Below are 18,155 nucleotides of genomic sequence, written 5' to 3' on the forward strand. Positions count from 1 at the left end.
ATCCACCTCTTTAATACCTGTTATCACTTTATTCAGCGCGCTTCATCTTATTCATTCACGTTAACTTTCCCGTTTATCGTTTTCAGCTTGATGAGGTGTTCTCCATTTCCAAACTTGACGTCTTTCGCTGTTCTTCCAAAAATTTCAGCATCGCCATTTGTAATACTAACATCAAAGGAGACATTATTCGGTTCTTGATCAGTTTCGATTCTAATCTGACCATTGATGGATGCAAAGTCGATAGAGCGTTCCAAGTTGTTCGACAGTAAAGATATGTTGCCATTCGTTATTCTGCCCTTTAACTCTCCAGTGACTTCATTCATATGAATGGAGCCGTTCTCGGAGCTCGCTTTCATACTTGAGCTTTGAATATCCTTCAAATCAATTTTTCCATTAACCGTCCGCACCGTTCCACTCTTGACATGTAACCCGCTTGCTTGAATAAGGCCATTCACGACTTCGACTGCGATCGTATCATATTCCTTTTCGGGTACGCCTATTTTCAAATAAAAGTTTTCGTTAAAAAAGTTCAGATTAAATAGCTTTCGTTGTCTCTCATTTAATTTGATAATGGCAGAATTACCTTCGGTTTTGGCTTCCAATTTATATTTTTTATATTTTGCCACTTTACCCGTCAATTCAACGGTTATTTTATCTGTCGCCTGCATAGGTACAATGTCCACTTTGGCGTGGTCAACATCCACTTGTATATCAGTGATATTCTCCGTATCCAACTCTTTTTCTTCGAATACATCTTCTGCCTTTATCATGGATTTATATGTCAGTAAGCTGCCCACAACTCCCACTACTAAAAGCAGGCTTGCGATGATCGCCAATTTTTTTAATCTAGTCACGTTTTAATCCTCCTTTAACAATCCTCATATTAAATTTGAGGTAACGGATAAAACCGCTTGAGATGGCTTGTGTGGCAAAATACATTCCAATGACGATAAAAATCCCGATTCCCGCGAGTGCCAAAGATGAAAATAAATCAAAGAACACGAACGTACCGGGAAAAATGATTGTATTTGCCAAAACCAAAAGCGGGGATAAAATGAATGCCGCCCCAGTTATCCAAGCGGCAACAACAATACCGGCTATCGCGATAAATGGTCCAAGTACAATGACTACATTAAAAAATCCCAAGCCAATGACCGCCCATACTGCGCGCATGATATTTCCGGCCGAGGCTGTCGCTTCAACTTTTTCCAAATGGTAAGAAGCAAGCAATTCTTTGGCTATTTTCCGGGGTGAACCCAAAGATGTGGAAATTTGCTCTTCCGTCTTGCCTTCCATTTGTCCCGCATCAAAATATTCTTTAAAATCCTCAATGATATCTAATCGTTCTTCCTCTGGAAGATTTTGCAAGGATGAATTGAGTACCTTCAAAAATTCATTTCTAGTCATTTTTCACACCTTCTTTTATTAATTGGTTGACACCCTCCGTAAATTTTTCCCACTCGTTAAGCAGCTTCTGCAGATAATTTCTACCGTTCTCAGTTAGCTTATAGTACTTTCTGGAGGGCCCTTCCGTCGATTCCTTCAAATAGGTGCTAAAGTAACCTTCCTTCGTCAACCGTCTCAACAGCGGATACACCGATCCTTCAGAAATCGCTATTTGATCGGATATTTTTTGAACAAGTTCATATCCGTAACGATCTTGTTTATGAAGCAGGGCCAGGACACAAAGCTCCAATACTCCTTTTTTAAACTGAACGTTCACCTTTTGTCACCTCACTTTTTATAACCACTACTATACAACGTATAGTACCTTTCTAAAAAAAATACCAACTAAGTGAAAGATATCATATAGTACTGTTCTTTGCAAGGTACTATATAATAAAAAAGGGAGCCAAACAAATGGCTCCCCTTCCTTATTGTGATTGATCCAATCCCATTTCTTCTTTTACTACTTGGGCAATGCGGTTGACATAGCGCTCGCAGTCCTCTTCTGTAGCCGCTTCGACCATTACCCTGACAAGTGGCTCCGTCCCGGACGGGCGGACAAGAATCCGTCCATTGCCGTTCATGTCACCTTCCACTTCTTTGATGACTTCCTTCACTTTTTCATTATCCGTCACATGGTGCTTATCTGTCACCTTGACATTCACCAATTTTTGCGGATATTTTTTCATGTCTTTAGCGAGTTCGGACAACGATTTGCCTTCGAGCTTCATAATATTTACAAGCTGAAGCCCGGTTAAAAGCCCATCCCCCGTTGTATTGTAATCGAGGAAAACAATATGGCCCGACTGTTCCCCGCCCAGGCTATAGTCGTTCTTTTTCATTTCTTCCACGACGTACCGGTCACCCACTGCGGTTTGAATGCTTTTGATTCCTTCGGCTTCCAAGGCTTTGTAAAAACCGAGGTTACTCATGACGGTGGATACGACGGTATTTTGCTTTAAACGCCCTTCACTTTTCAGATGTTTGGCACATATGTACATAATTTGGTCACCGTCTATGATATGGCCGTTTTCATCAATTGCAATAAGGCGGTCACCATCCCCGTCAAAAGCAAGACCGATATCAGCACCTTTTTCCTTCACAAAGGATGCCAATGTCTCCGGATGGGTCGATCCCACACCTTCGTTAATGTTTAGCCCATTTGGAGATGAACCCATTGTGGACGTATCCGCTTCAAGGTCGGCAAATAAATGGGTTGCCAAGGAAGATGTTGCTCCATGCGCGCAATCAAGCGCCACATGGATTCCGGAAAAGTCCTCATCCACTGTTTGCTTGAGAAATTGTAAATATTTTTGTCCGCCCTCAAAATAATCATTCACATAACCAAGATCTGCCCCAGTCGGACGCGGCAGATGATCCTCTTGCAAATCAAGAAGCTCCTCAATTTTTGCCTCCTGCTCATCGGAAAGCTTGAAACCATCCGATCCGAAAAATTTGATTCCATTATCCGGAACAGGATTGTGGGAAGCTGAAATCATGACACCTGCATGGGCTCCCAATGCTTTTGTCAAATAAGCGACCCCCGGAGTTGAAATAACACCAAGTCTCATGACTTCCGCGCCAATCGACAAAAGCCCCGCTACAAGAGCCCCTTCCAGCATGTGCCCGGATATACGAGTATCGCGTCCAATTAACACTTTTGGCTGTTCGACATTATTTGACAAGACATAACCGCCGAAACGGCCCAACTTAAACGCAAGCTCAGGAGTTAGCTCCGTATTCGCCACACCTCTTACTCCATCCGTACCAAAATATTTACCCATATGATTTCTTCGCTCCTTCTTTATCCGATGTTTGCTTAAGCATTTTCTCTTTCCTTCAGTCGGACTTTTGCTTTTTCAGTAGATAACTGCCATTTCACATCTTGAGGTCCGCTCACCTGTAAATCCAGCTCATGCTCACCCGCTTTTAAGCCTTCCATATTCATGAACACCTCAAAATCTTTTTCGACGGCTTTCTTCAGTTCCTCACTGTTGCCTTCCAACTTGATGGACACTGCCCCTTCGGCGGGTGCTAAAATCTCCATATCAAGTCCTTCTGCCAATCCTTTGCTTTCAATCGGGATATTTAGGCTTGTCTCCTCACTGTTCTTCTCCGCAACGATCTTTACTTTTACTTTTTCCGGAGTCGTCTTGTTAACGCCTGCCGGATGTGTAAGCGGGAGTTCCAATTCTGTTGTTTTGTCAATCTTGCTGACATCTACTTCCAACTCTAATTCTTTTAGTTGTTCCAAAACCTTGGTTCTTCCGTATACGATGACCTCGTTAATGTCGGTTTCGATCCGTTTGATAATCGTACTATTCAAAGGTGTTCCTGTTTGCTTGATTTTTAAAGGCACTGTTTTCCTTGGATTGTTGACAGGCACAGTGACCGTTACGAATTCCGGATCAACAAAAACATCCAATTTGTTCAAATGGCGGTCAAGAACGGTTACTTTCGTATCCTGCTTGAGCGAGTGCGTAATAAGGCCCCCTGCATCGATGGAAGCTTTGACATACGATATTTTTTCAATCGTTTCTTTCCCTCCTGTAATTTGGACCGTTTTTGGGTCAACGACCGGAGAGTCCGCTTCAAAGCCTTCTGCAAGTGTATTATTGTTAAATTCCGCCTCTACTGTAAATTCTTCAGTCACTTTCTCCTGGATGGACACTTCAGCATAAGCTGGTTCTATTTTCACTTTCAGCTTATCTGAGAAATCTTTATATAAAATCGGTACACGGCGGTCACCAATACTGACATTGGATAAATCGACAAAAACGGTAAAATCCCTCTGCCGCTTGGCTGCTTCGACAAACCTTCTCTGCCCTTCAATGGTCACATCAACTGTATTCGGAATACCGTTTACAACCAAATTTTCAGAGTCATAATAAACTTCCACAGGCACATCTACAATCGTTTCAACCTCATTATTTTCCATTCCGTTTGGCTTGGACTGATTGTTATTTTTATTCATATCATGATTGACTGAAAAAAACAGAAGCAGCGCAAGGCTCATCGCAATAATTCTTACGAACCAGGGGTTATCCATGAATTTATCCACGTTCTTTCTTCCCCTTTCTTTTCCATAGTGAGGAGGAAGTGTATTTTACTTTAGTGCCGGTTACGAGTTCTTTTTCCAGTAGTTGCTCGAATTCATCCGATGATAAATCATGGTATAGCTCGCCGTGTTGCGTGACGGAAATGTTTCCCGTCTCCTCTGACACAACGATGGTGAAAGCATCCGTCACCTCACTGATTCCAACTGCCGCTCGATGCCGTGTTCCCAGGTCCTTGGAAATGAACGGACTTTCTGAAAGCGGCAAGTAACATGCCGCGGCGGTAATATGATTCTTCTGTATAACGACCGCCCCGTCATGAAGCGGTGTGTTTGGAATAAAGATGTTTATCAACAATTGGGAAGTGAGCGTGGAATTCAACGGGATACCGGTTTCAATGTAATCGCCCAAGCCCGTCTCTCTCTCAATGGAAATGAGAGCGCCGATTCTTCTCTTGGCCATATAACTGACTGCTTCCCTAATCGCCGCGACTTTACGTTTTTGTTCCTCTTCCTCCTGTATTCCACCTCTTGCAAAAATTCTCCCCCGGCCCAACTGTTCAAGCGCGCGTCTGAGTTCGGGTTGAAAAATGATAATAATCGCGAGAAAACCCCATGTAATGGCTTGCTCCATCATCCAGCCCAATGTATGTAAATTGAAAAATTCACTAAGAAAACGGACAATGATAATAACAAAGATTCCTTTTAAAAGCTGAACTGCTTTTGTGCCGCGTATGACCATAATCAGCTTATAAATAACGTACCAAACGAGGAGAATATCTACTATGCGGGACAAATAGTCCATGATCGAAAGGTCTTCAAACGGCATATTCTTTCCTCCATCTATTTATTCAACAGCACGCATCGTGCGCATGATTTAAACATATATAGAACCTTTATATTATAACATAATCCGAAAGATGCTGGTACGTTGGATGCTGGGGTATTAAAAGAAAAAGAAGCTGCTGCAGCAGCCTTGCAGCAGCACCTTATTCTTTTCCAATAAAATCAACGACTAGTTTGCCACTTTCTTTCATCTTATACCATATCCATTCAAACATTTTATCTATTTCTTTTACATCTCCTGTAACAGCACCAGCCGAAGCCAAATATTTCTCGCCATTAATCACTGTAACATTTCCATCCACTTTACCTTCTATTTTGATATTTCCATTTTTGACAGTGACATCACCTGTGACGACTTCCCCTTGTGGAACGATTACTGTATCGTTTTCAACGATCAAGTTGGGTTGTTTTGTATAAGAGAATCTTTGGTCGTCATTCCACATATTTACCATACTTCCCGCCATTAATACAAGGAATAAAGAAACAGCAATCAGCATGGGATGATTTCTGAACCAGCGCTGAATCCCTATTCTGCTTTTTTCTCTCGGAAGGCGAGCCATTACTTGATTCGTAAAGTTATTTGGTGCAACAATCAGTGAAGCACTTTTAACGATGGCTTCTGTCTGTACTAACTCTTGGAAGTATGTTTGGCAGGCCGGACACGTCTGTAAATGTACCTTTAGGGTTTGCTCATCTTCTCTACTCAAGTCTCCATCCAAATACTGGTGCATATAGAGAATGATTTCCTCTGGACAAGCATTCAATTTACTTCTCACCTTTCCTACATATTGTGCAACTGTTTGCGAAGCGCTTCCCGCCCGCGGTGGATTCTTGTTTTTACAGTACCAAGTGGTAATTCAAGTACTTCTGCGATTTCATTTAATGAAAGATCATCAATATACCGTAAAACAATAACCGACCTGTACTTATCAGGCAATCGCATGATTTCCCTTTGCACAATTTCTTGAATTTCCAACGTTTCGACCGCCGCGTCAGGCGTTTTGCCCGAGGATGGCAATTGAGAATACAAGGTCAGGCCTTCCGTTCCTGCAATTTCCGCATCAAGAAAATAGTCTGGTTTTTTCTTTCTGATTCTATCTATGCAAAGATTTGTGGCGATTCGGTACAACCATGTTGAAAACTTACGGTTTTGCTGAAAGCTCTCAATATTCGTGTAGGCCCGAATAAAAGCCTCCTGGGCAATATCTTCGGCTTCATGCCGATTTCCAAGCATTCTGAAGCATAGGGAAAATATTTTGTCTTTATATATTTCCACAATCTCTCCGAAGGCTTCCTGGTCGCCCTTTATCACTTGCTTAATTCTTTGGTTCACCAACTTATCCATTCAACAACCTCCCGCCAGCGCGGTATTCTCTTTATACGGATATATTATCAAAAGGTTTCATTTTTTCGTCCCTATTCTATTTTATCAAACATTCATGGGTAAAAAGGTTTATTCAAGGCAAATTCGGATAAAGATAGATAAGACATAATAGTGAGGGATTGCGATGAGTATCGAAGTGGAAAATATGATCAAAAAAATTGAAGAAAAGCGCATAGAAATGATTCAGCTCGGCTTGGCCCGTTCTTTCGTTGACGAGGGCGTCTTACAATTAAGCAGTCAGCTGGACAAGCTATTAAATGAATATGAGTTCCTTTTAAAAAACAAGCGGGCAGCAATATCTGACAGAACTTGCCGCCAGCATGTTTAAAGCAACTTTTCACCAAATAATGATCCTATTAAGGCAACAGCCACTTTGGCTGTTTTATTTTTTTCATCCAAGATGGGGTTTACCTCAACAAATTCAGCTGACGTAATGATGTTAGCCTCAGCGAGCATTTCCATTGCCAAATGGCTCTCCCTGTATGTAACTCCCCCCAGTACGGGTGTGCCTACACCCGGCGCATCGTGCGGGTCCAGCGCGTCTAAATCGAGCGAAAGATGAACACCATCCGTCCGCCCTTTCAGATAATGAATCGTTTCTTCCATCACTCTCGCCATGCCAAGCCGGTCAATCTCATGCATCGTGTATACCTTGATGGAATGCTCTTTTATCAGTTCCCTTTCACCGGGGTCCAAATCCCTGGCTCCGATAATGACAACATTTTGCGGCTTAATCTTTGGACTGTAATTTCCTACATTTGTCAAGTTCTCATGCCCAATGCCAAGGCTAGCGGCGAGCGGCATGCCATGAATGTTTCCCGTCGGGGATTGCTCTACCGGATTTAAATCTCCGTGTGCATCAAACCAAATGACTCCCAAATTCTCATAGTGCTTGGAAACCCCCGCCAGCGTTCCGATCGCGATGCTGTGATCCCCACCAAGAACAAGCGGGAAGCGCCCATGCCCCACTACAGAGTCAACCACTTGAAAAAGGCGCGTTGCTGCAAAGGTAACCGCGCGCAAGTTTCGCAACTTTCCAGTGGGTTCTTCTACAACACGTTCTATTTGAATGTCTCCCAAATCCTCCACATGGATATGCAGGCGCTCCAGACGTTCAATGACATCTGCATATCGAATCGCGCTTGGTCCCATATCAACCCCACGGCGGGTTTGACCGAGATCCATCGGGACTCCAATAATGGATATGTTCTGATTCACCCAGTTCTCCCCCTTATATCAAACTGGAATCATTGTACCAATTGAGGTGGTCATGACTCAACTGGACAAAACCTTGCATATATATACAATTTTAAACGAACTCAGAATGCCAGTATCCTTAATGGAGAAGCCGCCACCCATTTATAAGCATATAAAAACCCGAAAAGCGGATAACCAGCCTTCCGGGTTGAACACAATTCAATTATGGAGCCTAGCGGGATCGAACCGCTGACCTCCTGCGTGCAAAGCAGGCGCTCTCCCAGCTGAGCTAAGGCCCCGCCAAAATAAAAAAAGAGAGTGAGCCATGCAGGAATCGAACCTGCGACCCTCTGATTAAAAGTCAGATGCTCTACCGGCTGAGCTAATGGCTCGATTGTTTGGCTGGGCTAGCTGGATTCGAACCAGCGAATCACGGAGTCAAAGTCCGTTGCCTTACCGCTTGGCTATAGCCCACTGAAACAATGTTTGTTTGAATCGTTTTACAAATGCAGCGGGTACTTCCGCTCGCAGCAAAGCCCGAGCCGATAGAGTTTGATTCAAAAAGACATTATGTATAATACCCTTTTGTAAAACGTTCTATACAGAAATGTAAAATGGTGGTGGGGGACGGATTCGAACCGCCGAACCCTGAGGGAGCGGATTTACAGTCCGCCGCGTTTAGCCACTTCGCTACCCCACCCTAAAAATGGACAAATAAAAAATGGTGCCGGCCAGAGGACTTGAACCCCCAACCTACTGATTACAAGTCAGTTGCTCTACCAATTGAGCTAGGCCGGCAAGCCATTTAATGAATGGTGGAGGATGACGGGATCGAACCGCCGACCCCCTGCTTGTAAGGCAGGTGCTCTCCCAGCTGAGCTAATCCTCCTTTTTAAATTGCGATCTAGTGGCGTATTTTCGAAAAAACGGGGCATAAGAATGTTATGCGTTATTATAGGAACATTGTCTTCCTTTGGGCGCTTCTTTCTTTTACACCAATGCGCTTGGTTTGTCCCAATTTTTCCAAAAATAAAAATGGTGACCCCTACGGGATTCGAACCCGTGTTACCGCCGTGAAAGGGCGGTGTCTTAACCGCTTGACCAAGGGGCCGCCTTATATAAAACCAAATGAAATGGACCGTCCTTGACGACCCAATAAAGAGTATAGTCGATACCCTATCCACATGTCAACATATAAATGCATTTTTTTTATTTTATATGAAAAAACTTGTTCACAACATCATATTTTATGATGCGTATTCTTTGTAAATACCCCTTTTTCCTGCAATACGGCTGCCGCGAATGATTACCTGGCTCAAATGGACAGTACCCAGTCCAAGCTGTTTTGCATGTCAAAATGATTTTTTCAGGTGGCATCCCATATCCTCCATTGGCTTCAGTTATGGCTGGGCGAAGCGTGACTGAAATGAACCCTTCTACTGTAAAAATGATGAATTAGCACATTTTTGTTATAAACACTTGCCCCTTTGCACCTAGAAAGCTGTGAAACATAGAATAAAGCATTAGAACACCAAGGAGGTGCTTTCATATGAGTGGAGTCGGATATGGTGGAGGTTTTGCCTTGATTGTCGTCTTGTTTATCCTTTTAGTAATCGTAGGTGCAGCCTTCGTTGGAGGATTTGGATTTTATTAAAAAGCGATTCCATATGCAAGCCCTTGCCGCAGACTGGTCAAGGGTCATACACAAAACTCCTTCTATTTTCACAAGACGAAAAAAAGCCTGTTCTTCGCTAAATGAAGAGCAGGCTTTGTCACGTCTAGAGCCGCTTTGCTTTTGTATCCAAGAGGGAAGAATGGAGTGAAGCAACCATGTTCCTTCGACAGGGAAGACAGAATGGAACCAAAACAGCCATGTTCCTTCGAACCATAACCGATAAGTTCCGAAACATTTCCAAACCTTCAGCAAACCTAAAGACCCTTTGATCATGTTGAGAATAATATGTATCAACTCCCTTTTGAAAGCTGGGAACTGCTGATCGTACCCGCTCTCCCGAGTTTTTGTAAAAAACGGCCCATCGTTTCCAGCTCCAACTATCGTAATTCATTTGTCCCCTCCATCATTTCTGAACACTCGGCTGATAGGACAATCCGGCTATTATGATTTTAACAAATGTATGTGTATGATGGCCGGTTTAACTCATCATTCTTGGCTTAAATACATGAAATGAGATGGAATGAGACAAGCTTTACATATGGCAAATAGGCATAAAAATCATGATCGTTTGCTTGTTCAGAAAATGTATAGGCAGAGTTAGTAAAATATAGACATGTATAACAATGAAAGGAAGTAATGAAAATGAAAAACGAACAAATGAGCATTCGGATTCCAAAAGACCTAAAAGACAAGTTCTATGCCATATGTCGGGAAGAGTACATCAACCCTTCTGCACTTCTGCGTGGATGGATAGAAGATTTTATTGAAACGAGGCATAAAGCTGAGCCTGATTTATGAAAAGCCGGGTCGTTACCCGACCTATTTACATCAACTGAGGAGATTATCAAAGAAAACCTTGCGGCTCAAGCAGTTAAAATGAAGTTGGATTCTATTAATCGCGAAGGCAACTTATACTTTAGTTGCATAGTTCAAATAGATGAATCCACTTATTATAAGGCATCCAATCTTGCGCTGGTATGGCTTTTTCTAAATGGACCGCAGTACATTGAAAGCGAACTTAAGCGGCTGGATGACATCCGGGAAATAGAGAAAACAAAATGGTTATTGGAGAGAGATGTCACATAAAGCGCAGGCGTCATTGGCTAACAGACATCTCTCTTTTTTCAAATTTTACCGGCAGAAGACACCAACAAAAAGCAACGGCCGACCTTCTCAGGAATTGCTTTATATTCCCCTTCATAACAACTTCCAGCCGGGCTTGCACTGGCGGCCTCTTCCTGACCATTTCTATTATCTAGTCCCATTCCAATCAGGACTAAATGCCATAAACATTGATATTCCAACGGTTTGGATGGATGGAGAAATCCCCTGATTATTCAACTACAAAAGGTGTATCAAAAGCTGTGACTATATTAAAATACCTTCCTTCTTTATTATTACGCTGAGTTCTCAAGCCACGCACCCTTTGCTCTGTATCCTTGTGTGAAATCAAACGTCTAGCGTTATCTGACTGATCAACAGATAAACAAAGACCTGTGGTTAGACTCTCTAAAAACCTGTTACTAAAAAGTACTGTAGTTTGGGTCACTAATCCACAGCTGCTTCCAGCATAAATAATTACACTGTGGAAAAGCACCAGAGGTAGCGAACCTCTATTCATTAATATACAAGGCTGGGACAAAAGCATTTTAGGTAATGAAAAATCCGAACTATGATTCAAATTTCTTTAAGTTAGAAATCGAATCTTTTCGGATTTTCATGTTTAATAAATATAATATTCTATAATCATTCGCCTTTTTAGTTATGTCCAAGCCTCTTAACGCTCGTTACCTGTCAGAATTTAGGCCACAAGCCGCATAAAGCATTTTTATTATTTCCATTGTCTACTTGACAGGGAGCACTTCATACACTGTAGTGCCCTTCCCTAAATCTATTATATAGACATTCCTTACAAAATATAGATATTTTATGAAAGCGCTTATTTAAGCCCTTTTTTACTAAACTGCCAATGCCTTCGCTGTCCGGGATTTCCACCCTTTGTCTGTACCTTGTCAATACCGTACTTTCATTTTCTTTTATGGTTAATTTTCTCATGTATGACAACGATCAAAACAAGAAGTTTTCCAAAAAGATAAGATACGAACACCATTAAGCAAGCCATAAAAACTTCCATAATAAGAGCATCGGTAAATTCATTTGACACTTGATTTATTCGAGTAACGATCCAACCGCTTAGCGAATAGATAGAGGCAACTGCCGCCATTTGAACAAAGAGCCAGTGGACATTCCACTTCTTTCTTACATGAAAAAAAATCAATAAAGGAAAAACATATATCAGAGTGAATAAAATGGACGTATCGCTTCTAAATACTCCATCCTCAATAGCCCATTGTGGAAAGACAGATAATAGAGAAAAGAAAGTAATGATCAATCCGATTGTAAACGTAATAACGCCTATTACATTAAATTTCCGCAAATCTGCCTGTTTTATTTCCTCGTTCTCCTTAACATTCGGTAACGGAGGAGACCATAATGACGACGTCCTTGCTTTAAAGGGCAACTTCAGCGGACGCTTATTTTCTACTTTTCTGACTTTCTCTACTTCAAACACGTTTGACAATAGATGATCCGGCCACATTTTCAAATCAATATTCGCTGTATACACTGGAATCTGGTCAACCGGAAATTGCTCATATAACTCATAAAAGGCATCTGATTTTTCCTCAATAAAAGAGATATATTGTTTACTCCCGTCCTCTTCCCATTCGACGATCAATTTTGGATAAATAATATACCATCTATTTGAGTCTGTCCCAACCGCCTGAGAATGTCTTGCAATATAAATTGCTGTAATCTCTTTAAAGGGAACCCACGTTTCTTCCATCTCCCCTGTTTCATCATTCTTCCATACATGGTGAACCGCCCCATCCTTTATTTCTCGTAAATCTGTCTGCAACGGCTGTGATTTCACTAGTTTAAATGAATAATGCAATACGATATATGTAATAAGTCCACTAACAAAAGGAATCAGACCGATTAATGGCTCGGAAGTAAAGAAAAAAATCCAGAAGGCCATGATCCCACATGCTAATGTCATCAAAGAAATAAAAAATATAATTCCATAAAGAAAACCTTTAGACTGTCTGGTAATTTTTTGTACATATTTGAAATCTGACCTCAATCATAATCCTCCTTGTAGTATTCTGGCTTTCATTTTTGCTATTACTTATCATGAGCATTTTGCACATTTTTTACATCAAGAACCATAAGGTTTTGAAAGGTATTAAAAAAGAACTTCACCCCTAATTTGTAGAATTTTGAAGTGACCAAACCACAAAATCCGTTAGGAGGAAGTCACATTGTATATTCTACAAGAAAGTCTATTTTCTTTTGAGGAATTGCAAATATTAGAGTCAAAAGATAAATTGCCCATCTTTTTTGGTGTTCTTGACTTGCAACCTTATGCGAAACACTTAAAAAGTTCATACCCCAAGGGGCTGAAGGGCATTCCAAGAAAGGGATATTAAGGGCCCTTATGGCTGCCCCGCTGGAAGGCATCAGTACTTTTACCGGTCTGTATCATCGATTGGACAAAGATAAACGTTTCCGTTATCAATATGGCCTGGATATCAGTCGGCCTGCCCCATCCATCTCTACGCTTAGCCGGGTGTTTGCGTCACTGACCAAAACTGGACTGGCGATAAAAATACCGTTTTCTTTGTCAATTATCTCACCTTTTCTGGAGAAAAATGTCATCCTCCTCTATAAAATACGTGCATTCCTGTCACTTAGTTTCATTTTTTAACTTGTAACTATAGACGAACAACTGTTTTATTTTACTTTTGCCAATTTAAATATGACAAAGCCTGTATACTGCTTGATAGCATTACACAGGCCTTTCCTTGTGCATATATGTTTTTTTACAGTCCAAATCAATGTCCTCATGGTGGATGTTTGATTTTAACCAGCTGCAGGATCTACTTTTCAAGCTCTTTGGCTTTTTCCTCAACTCCTTAAAGAGCCTTTCAGATTCCTCCAGAGAGGACTTATATGAAGCACTATAACTGATTCCGAGCAGTTCCTTATCATCGAGATTTAGTCATCAAAGCAATCTCCCCATTTTCTCCGTTGATATCAAGAGAGATGGTCGGATCATTATTGGTATAACCTTGAGGGAGTGCATGCCAAAATATTTCCGAGCGCCTTGGCCACTGGGATATAAAAACAACTATGAATGTATATGGACATGCTCTCAAAATGCGACGAAAAAATTGGATGACGCACTGTCGAACCAATAAAGAACAATGAAAATCATCATGAAACAACGTTTCGCAGTCAAAATGTCGGCAAATTGGGGTTGAGGAAAGAAAAAAAGCGACTCCCGGAATACCCGGGAATCGCATTATATCCGCTATTGTAAACGAAGCTTCCAGCCGGGCTTGAACCGGCGACCTCTTCCTTACCATGGAAGCACTCTACCTACTGAGCTATGGAAGCGTGGCTCCGCAGGTAGGATTCGAACCTACGACCGATCGGTTAACAGCCGATAGCTCTACCACTGAGCTACTGCGGATTGTATACGAATAGACAATTATTATTATAACCATTTTTAAAAATTATTCAAGCGGTTTTTATTAAACAACCGCCAGGCGAACGATTTATACTTTAGCAAGCCTTCCCGGGCTTGTCAACGTTTTTTTAAAATTTACCGCTCCCGCCTTACGTTTGCTCTTGGAAGTATATATTTTATACATTCCCGATGATCCGCAACACGCTTAAAAAGGGTGAACAACGTACGATACCGCTCTTCCATCGCCCGTTTCACAATTGGTTCAAGGTGAACATTTTTAAGATCGAATAAGATTTCATCCATTTCTCTCTTTAAAAGATAAATGATTTCCTCTTTTTCCATATCATTGATTAACATACCGTGCATGATGACACCCCGTCTATATTTTTGTATTTATAGCTATATCCAAAAACATTTTGATCATACTTATTTTTCTTGCCGCTTTCAGGCATATGCCCCTTTCATTCAAGCATAGATTGTACAAGGATGAATGAAAGAGGATGATGAGATGAACTTTTTTATCACGCTGAGCGGCAAACGGGTGAAGCAAGGCTTTTTTATTATCATTATTTCTTTTTTTACAGCCCTCTTTTACTTCTCGCAAGCATCCGTGCACGTACCGGTTTTGTCGGGAAAAGATGGTCCCAAAGCCATTTACAAAGGCGACAAAGGAATTGCTTTAACTTTTAACATTGGCTGGGGCGATGTCCAGGCGGAGCCCATTCTGGAAATATTGGAAAAAGAAAAGGTCGAATCCGCCACCTTTTTCCTGTCAGGTTCATGGGCGGAAAGGCATCCGGATCTTGTTGAAAAAATAAAGAACCTGGGCTATGAAATCGGAAGTTTGGGTTACGCGTATGAGGATTACACCGAGATCGAAGAAGAAAAAATACGCAGGGATATGGATCGCTCCATAGATGTGTTGAACAAACTCGATGTAAAAGAAGTCAAATTGCTCCGGTCTCCGACAGGCCACTTTGACAAGCGATCGTTGCAAATCGCAGATGAATTAGGTCTTACCATCGTTCATTGGAGTCTAAATTCCCAAGACTGGAAAAACCCGGGTGTTCAAGCAATCGTGAAGGAAGTACAGAAGGCGAGAAAAGGAGACATTGTTTTAATGCATGCGTCTGATTCCGCTACCCAAACAGCGAAAGCGCTCCCTGAAGTCATTTCCATTATTCGCGAAAAAGGCGAAATGGTCACGATTTCCCATCTAATCGCTAACGGAAAGGTAAAAACAACCATTATTCCATAATGGCCTAATCCTTGGGGCATAATCAGCGCTCCCCATCGATAACCGAGAAAAAGCGAACCATCACGTCCGGTTCGCTTTTTTCTTTCCCGAAGGGGCTGGCTGTGCTTTTTGCCTTTTGGCAGCACGGCTGGCAATTTCTTTTTCGGATAATCGGTTATACTTGGGCAGGATCAACAATTGGTAGGCATTACAAGGAATGAGCGTAAAAATCATTAAATATAGCCAATTTTCTTCGTTTGTCCTTAAAACAGGCAACCATTCCATGATCGTGATGACGATCATAAAAAATAAAGCGGAAACAAATGTCGTTTTTGCGGTTGTTTTTGCTTTGAAATAAGCGGTGACAAGCCCTGCAGCCAAAATAAAAATGGCTAATCCAATATATGGAAGCAAGCTCTCCCCTTCGCTTGCAAATGATGAAAAGCGCAAATATACAAGATCAAACAAGACAACAATGATCAAGAAAATTTGGACCGCGTTCCATAATGAAAGCGACCGAAAAATGCCCAGGCCAAATTGATGAATAAATAAGTAGGCGAAAAAACCAACCTGACTGACAACACTAAATATAAAGCCAACACCAACCAGCCATATAAAAGTGGATAAAATGGCACCGATATCAAATTTTGTAAAATATGGCTGAAATTCATTCCAGCGAATGACAAAGCCTAAAATGCCGGTAATGATACCACCTAAAAAAAGCGTTGTAAAGAAAAATCGTAACCAATTTCGGATCGTCACTATCGTGTTCCTCCAACAAAAATCTTTATTACACCGATTTTAACAATGTTTTATACAAAATGCCATTGCCCGGTGGAATATGCATAAATTCTTCACAAAATCCCATATTAAAACTATCGGGAACATATTAAGAAAGGAGCGTTCCTCATGAGAAAGGGAGTCTTGTTGCTCCTGGTGTGCATTATCCTTTTCATTTCTGCATGTGGCGGAAATGAAATGGAGACAGGACAATTGGATTATGACCAAACTAAAAAAATGGTCGTTGATATACTCAAAACTGATGATGGAAAAAAAGCGATTAAAGATATTATGACAGATGAACAAGTACAACAGCAGTTCGTTATGGACCAAGCCGTCGTCACCGAAACGATCGAGCAGTCCCTCGCCTCCAAAAAAGCGGAAGACTTTTGGAAAAAATCACTTCAAGATCCCAAGTTTGCGGAAGCGATGGCCAAAGGAATGCAAAAGCAACACGAAGAACTGCTGAAATCATTAATGAAAGATCCGGAATATCAAAAGATGATGATCGACATCATGAAAGATCCAGCAACGCAAAAAGAGTTGGCTGAAGGCTTTAAAAGCCAGGAATTCCGCGAACATCTCCGAGAAGTTGTAACAGAAACAATTGAAAGCCCGCTCTATCAGGCCAAAATGCAGGAAATTATGATGAAAGCGGCAGAAGAGAAGAAAGGCGGCAATAAAAAAGATAAAGAACAGGGCGGCGGGGATAGCCAATAGAAAACAGGCTGGGAACAAATGCTATAAAAATAAATAAACCGCATGAAATCAAATGTAAAAGCCTTGATTTCACGCGGTTTCATTTTCACACTTCTATCAGTTCGTTTTCAACTTATGTTGGCCTGTTTGATTGCAATCATGTTGAACTGGAAGTGGACATTCCTGTCATTATTTCCTTAGCTGCTGATTGATTTTCTCCGCGATTTCCCGGTAGATTTTACCTACCTTGTGGGTTTCATCATAAACAGATGGGGCAAAATCATCTTCGTTCCAGTCGGGCTGCTGCAAAGGCAGTTTTCCGAGGACTTCTGTTTGGAGTTCCTCCGCCAATTTTTCTCCGCCGCCACGGCCAAAGACGTATTCTTTTTCACCAGTCAGTCTGCTTTCAAAATAGGACATGTTTTCGATGACACCAATGATTTCATGCTTCGTACGTAAAGCCATTGCCCCGGCACGAGCTGCAACAAACGCAGCCGTTGGGTGCGGCGTTGTCACAATGATTTCTTTACAGCTAGGCAACATGGTATGGACATCGAGCGCCACATCGCCTGTTCCTGGCGGCAAGTCCAACAGCAAATAATCGAGGTCTCCCCACTCCACTTCCGTAAAGAAATTGTTTAACATTTTTCCGAGCATCGGCCCGCGCCAAATGACAGGAGCATTATCTTCAACAAAGAACGCCATCGATATGACCTTCACTCCAAAGCGCTCAACCGGAATAATTTTCTTGCCCCGAACAACCGGACGCTCTTCAATACCCATCATGTCCGGAACGCTGAACCCATATATGTCTGCATCAACGAGACCGACTTTTTTCCCTAGTCTGGCCAGAGCAACCGCAAGATTCACGGAAACGGTAGATTTTCCTACCCCGCCCTTTCCACTCGCAATCGCAATAAAAGTTGTTTTACTGTTGGGAGAAAGCAATCCACCGGGCTCTTCCCCGGGCATGTTTCCCGAAGCCCGGTGTTTCTCGAGCTCTTCTTGTGGCAACTCAGTAAATCGAATGCCGACCGTTGCAGCCCCTGCTTCTTTCAATACATCAACAATTTTTGTTTGAAGCTGAAGTTGCTCCGGTGTTCCTGTTTTGGCCAAAGCGATTTTGACACTAATATGCGCCTTTTCTTCCTTTACTTTGACCTCCACAATCCCATTTGTTTCTTCAAGCGTCTTATGTAAAAGCGGATCTTCCAACTTATTCAGTATATCTACTGCTATTTGTTCAGTAATCAAAGTTCGTCACCGTCCTTTTTCGTTTTGCATTCTTGTTTTAGTATAACACAT

General features: G+C 41.8%; 20 protein-coding genes and 9 tRNA genes. 7 read left to right on the forward strand and 22 right to left on the reverse strand.

Annotated elements, in window-relative coordinates; all coding sequences use genetic code 11:
• Window positions 1-47 precede the first annotated feature (47 nt).
• From NST31_RS09275 to sigW, 8 genes are all read right to left on the reverse strand, one after another.
• Window positions 48-854, reverse strand: coding sequence for a DUF4097 family beta strand repeat-containing protein (locus NST31_RS09275; protein WP_339165212.1), 807 nt, complete (start codon window positions 852-854; stop codon window positions 48-50).
• Window positions 847-1,407: a DUF1700 domain-containing protein gene (locus NST31_RS09280; RefSeq protein ID WP_339165214.1), complete on the reverse strand. Its 561-nt coding sequence runs from the start codon at window positions 1,405-1,407 to the stop codon at window positions 847-849. Before NST31_RS09280 ends, NST31_RS09275 begins: the two co-directional genes overlap by 8 nt.
• Window positions 1,400-1,723, reverse strand: a complete 324-nt coding sequence (locus tag NST31_RS09285) for a PadR family transcriptional regulator (protein WP_339165216.1) — start codon at window positions 1,721-1,723, stop codon at window positions 1,400-1,402. Before NST31_RS09285 ends, NST31_RS09280 begins: the two co-directional genes overlap by 8 nt.
• 151 nt (window positions 1,724-1,874) lie before the next feature.
• Entirely contained in the window at window positions 1,875-3,230 is a 1,356-nt protein-coding gene (glmM, locus tag NST31_RS09290; protein WP_077113867.1) for a phosphoglucosamine mutase, read from the reverse strand.
• 35 nt (window positions 3,231-3,265) lie between these two features.
• Window positions 3,266-4,507, reverse strand: a complete 1,242-nt coding sequence (locus tag NST31_RS09295) for a CdaR family protein (RefSeq protein ID WP_083717725.1) — start codon at window positions 4,505-4,507, stop codon at window positions 3,266-3,268.
• Window positions 4,500-5,330 (reverse strand): diadenylate cyclase CdaA, encoded by an 831-nt coding sequence (gene cdaA / locus NST31_RS09300; protein ID WP_077113868.1) that lies wholly within the window; start codon window positions 5,328-5,330, stop codon window positions 4,500-4,502. Before cdaA ends, NST31_RS09295 begins: the two co-directional genes overlap by 8 nt.
• Before the next feature lie 160 nt (window positions 5,331-5,490).
• On the reverse strand, window positions 5,491-6,111 hold the full coding sequence (locus tag NST31_RS09305) for an anti-sigma factor (protein WP_077113869.1): 621 nt from the start codon (window positions 6,109-6,111) through the stop codon (window positions 5,491-5,493).
• Between the two features lie 17 nt (window positions 6,112-6,128).
• A complete protein-coding gene (sigW, locus tag NST31_RS09310) occupies window positions 6,129-6,692 on the reverse strand; it encodes an RNA polymerase sigma factor SigW (RefSeq protein WP_077113870.1) in 564 nt (187 codons plus the stop codon).
• A 163-nt stretch (window positions 6,693-6,855) separates the two neighbouring features.
• On the opposite strand from sigW, the gene NST31_RS09315 reads away from it, so the two are divergent.
• Window positions 6,856-7,059 (forward strand): aspartyl-phosphate phosphatase Spo0E family protein, encoded by a 204-nt coding sequence (locus tag NST31_RS09315; RefSeq protein ID WP_339165218.1) that lies wholly within the window; start codon window positions 6,856-6,858, stop codon window positions 7,057-7,059.
• On the opposite strand, the gene rocF is transcribed toward NST31_RS09315, so the two are convergent.
• The 8 genes from rocF to NST31_RS09355 form a co-directional block, all read right to left on the reverse strand.
• A complete protein-coding gene (gene rocF, locus NST31_RS09320; RefSeq protein WP_077113872.1) occupies window positions 7,056-7,949 on the reverse strand; it encodes an arginase in 894 nt (297 codons plus the stop codon). The genes NST31_RS09315 and rocF overlap by 4 nt on opposite strands.
• A 205-nt stretch (window positions 7,950-8,154) precedes the next feature.
• A tRNA-Ala gene (locus NST31_RS09325) sits at window positions 8,155-8,227 on the reverse strand.
• Between the two features lie 20 nt (window positions 8,228-8,247).
• Window positions 8,248-8,320: transfer RNA gene (locus tag NST31_RS09330), tRNA-Lys, on the reverse strand.
• Window positions 8,321-8,327: 7 nt separating this feature from the next.
• A tRNA-Gln gene (locus NST31_RS09335) sits at window positions 8,328-8,402 on the reverse strand.
• A 141-nt stretch (window positions 8,403-8,543) separates the two neighbouring features.
• A tRNA-Tyr gene (locus NST31_RS09340) sits at window positions 8,544-8,628 on the reverse strand.
• A gap of 22 nt (window positions 8,629-8,650) precedes the next feature.
• Window positions 8,651-8,726 (reverse strand) — tRNA-Thr (locus tag NST31_RS09345).
• Window positions 8,727-8,741: 15 nt separating this feature from the next.
• Window positions 8,742-8,817, reverse strand: a tRNA-Val gene (locus NST31_RS09350).
• Window positions 8,818-8,964: 147 nt separating this feature from the next.
• Window positions 8,965-9,039 (reverse strand) — tRNA-Glu (locus tag NST31_RS09355).
• Window positions 9,040-9,477: 438 nt separating this feature from the next.
• Here NST31_RS09355 and NST31_RS09360 point away from each other — a divergent pair.
• Window positions 9,478-9,582, forward strand: a complete 105-nt coding sequence (locus NST31_RS09360) for a YjcZ family sporulation protein (protein WP_077113873.1) — start codon at window positions 9,478-9,480, stop codon at window positions 9,580-9,582.
• A gap of 663 nt (window positions 9,583-10,245) precedes the next feature.
• Window positions 10,246-10,401 (forward strand): hypothetical protein, encoded by a 156-nt coding sequence (locus NST31_RS09365; RefSeq protein ID WP_171974033.1) that lies wholly within the window; start codon window positions 10,246-10,248, stop codon window positions 10,399-10,401.
• 1,228 nt (window positions 10,402-11,629) lie between these two features.
• Here NST31_RS09365 and NST31_RS09370 read toward each other — a convergent pair.
• Entirely contained in the window at window positions 11,630-12,745 is a 1,116-nt protein-coding gene (locus NST31_RS09370; protein WP_077113876.1) for a hypothetical protein, read from the reverse strand.
• Window positions 12,746-12,923: 178 nt separating this feature from the next.
• Between NST31_RS09370 and NST31_RS09375 the strand changes: the two genes are divergently transcribed.
• Together NST31_RS09375 and NST31_RS09380 are read left to right on the forward strand one after the other, a co-directional pair.
• A complete protein-coding gene (locus tag NST31_RS09375) occupies window positions 12,924-13,091 on the forward strand; it encodes a hypothetical protein (protein WP_321189701.1) in 168 nt (55 codons plus the stop codon).
• Between the two features lie 8 nt (window positions 13,092-13,099).
• A complete protein-coding gene (locus tag NST31_RS09380) occupies window positions 13,100-13,369 on the forward strand; it encodes a transposase (protein ID WP_339165220.1) in 270 nt (89 codons plus the stop codon).
• Between the two features lie 619 nt (window positions 13,370-13,988).
• Here NST31_RS09380 and NST31_RS09385 read toward each other — a convergent pair.
• The 3 genes from NST31_RS09385 to NST31_RS09395 form a co-directional block, all read right to left on the reverse strand.
• Window positions 13,989-14,061 (reverse strand) — tRNA-Thr (locus NST31_RS09385).
• 1 nt (window position 14,062) lies between these two features.
• A tRNA-Asn gene (locus NST31_RS09390) sits at window positions 14,063-14,137 on the reverse strand.
• Window positions 14,138-14,269: 132 nt separating this feature from the next.
• The gene (locus tag NST31_RS09395; protein ID WP_077113877.1) at window positions 14,270-14,500 is read right to left on the reverse strand and encodes a hypothetical protein; all 231 of its coding nucleotides are present in this window, start codon (window positions 14,498-14,500) and stop codon (window positions 14,270-14,272) included.
• 142 nt (window positions 14,501-14,642) lie between these two features.
• On the opposite strand from NST31_RS09395, the gene NST31_RS09400 reads away from it, so the two are divergent.
• Window positions 14,643-15,392 (forward strand): polysaccharide deacetylase family protein, encoded by a 750-nt coding sequence (locus NST31_RS09400; protein ID WP_339165223.1) that lies wholly within the window; start codon window positions 14,643-14,645, stop codon window positions 15,390-15,392.
• A gap of 60 nt (window positions 15,393-15,452) precedes the next feature.
• Here the strand turns inward: NST31_RS09400 and NST31_RS09405 are convergent, their stop codons facing one another.
• Entirely contained in the window at window positions 15,453-16,133 is a 681-nt protein-coding gene (locus tag NST31_RS09405; protein WP_077113879.1) for a KinB-signaling pathway activation protein, read from the reverse strand.
• Between the two features lie 147 nt (window positions 16,134-16,280).
• Between NST31_RS09405 and gerD the strand changes: the two genes are divergently transcribed.
• Window positions 16,281-16,871, forward strand: coding sequence for a spore germination lipoprotein GerD (gene gerD / locus NST31_RS09410; RefSeq protein WP_077113880.1), 591 nt, complete (start codon window positions 16,281-16,283; stop codon window positions 16,869-16,871).
• Between the two features lie 168 nt (window positions 16,872-17,039).
• On the opposite strand, the gene NST31_RS09415 is transcribed toward gerD, so the two are convergent.
• Window positions 17,040-18,104 (reverse strand): Mrp/NBP35 family ATP-binding protein, encoded by a 1,065-nt coding sequence (locus NST31_RS09415; RefSeq protein WP_077113881.1) that lies wholly within the window; start codon window positions 18,102-18,104, stop codon window positions 17,040-17,042.
• Between the last annotated feature and the right edge of the window lie 51 nt (window positions 18,105-18,155).

Origin of the sequence: Siminovitchia sp. FSL W7-1587 (genome assembly GCF_037963795.1) — a bacterium.
Classification (GTDB): Bacteria; Bacillota; Bacilli; order Bacillales; family Bacillaceae_C; genus Siminovitchia; species Siminovitchia thermophila.

Bases quoted from the DNA above. Each gene is read 5' to 3' on its own strand.
- NST31_RS09400 (WP_339165223.1), top strand. From the start codon at position 14,643: ATGAACTTTTTTATCACGCTGAGCGGCAAACGGGTGAAGCAAGGCTTT.
- glmM (WP_077113867.1), bottom strand. From the start codon at position 3,230: ATGGGTAAATATTTTGGTACGGATGGAGTAAGAGGTGTGGCGAATACG.
- NST31_RS09365 (WP_171974033.1), top strand. From the start codon at position 10,246: ATGAAAAACGAACAAATGAGCATTCGGATTCCAAAAGACCTAAAAGAC.
- cdaA (WP_077113868.1), bottom strand. From the start codon at position 5,330: ATGCCGTTTGAAGACCTTTCGATCATGGACTATTTGTCCCGCATAGTA.
- gerD (WP_077113880.1), top strand. From the start codon at position 16,281: ATGAGAAAGGGAGTCTTGTTGCTCCTGGTGTGCATTATCCTTTTCATT.
- NST31_RS09395 (WP_077113877.1), bottom strand. From the start codon at position 14,500: ATGCACGGTATGTTAATCAATGATATGGAAAAAGAGGAAATCATTTAT.
- NST31_RS09380 (WP_339165220.1), top strand. From the start codon at position 13,100: ATGGCTGCCCCGCTGGAAGGCATCAGTACTTTTACCGGTCTGTATCAT.
- NST31_RS09315 (WP_339165218.1), top strand. From the start codon at position 6,856: ATGAGTATCGAAGTGGAAAATATGATCAAAAAAATTGAAGAAAAGCGC.
- NST31_RS09360 (WP_077113873.1), top strand. From the start codon at position 9,478: ATGAGTGGAGTCGGATATGGTGGAGGTTTTGCCTTGATTGTCGTCTTG.
- sigW (WP_077113870.1), bottom strand. From the start codon at position 6,692: ATGGATAAGTTGGTGAACCAAAGAATTAAGCAAGTGATAAAGGGCGAC.
- NST31_RS09280 (WP_339165214.1), bottom strand. From the start codon at position 1,407: ATGACTAGAAATGAATTTTTGAAGGTACTCAATTCATCCTTGCAAAAT.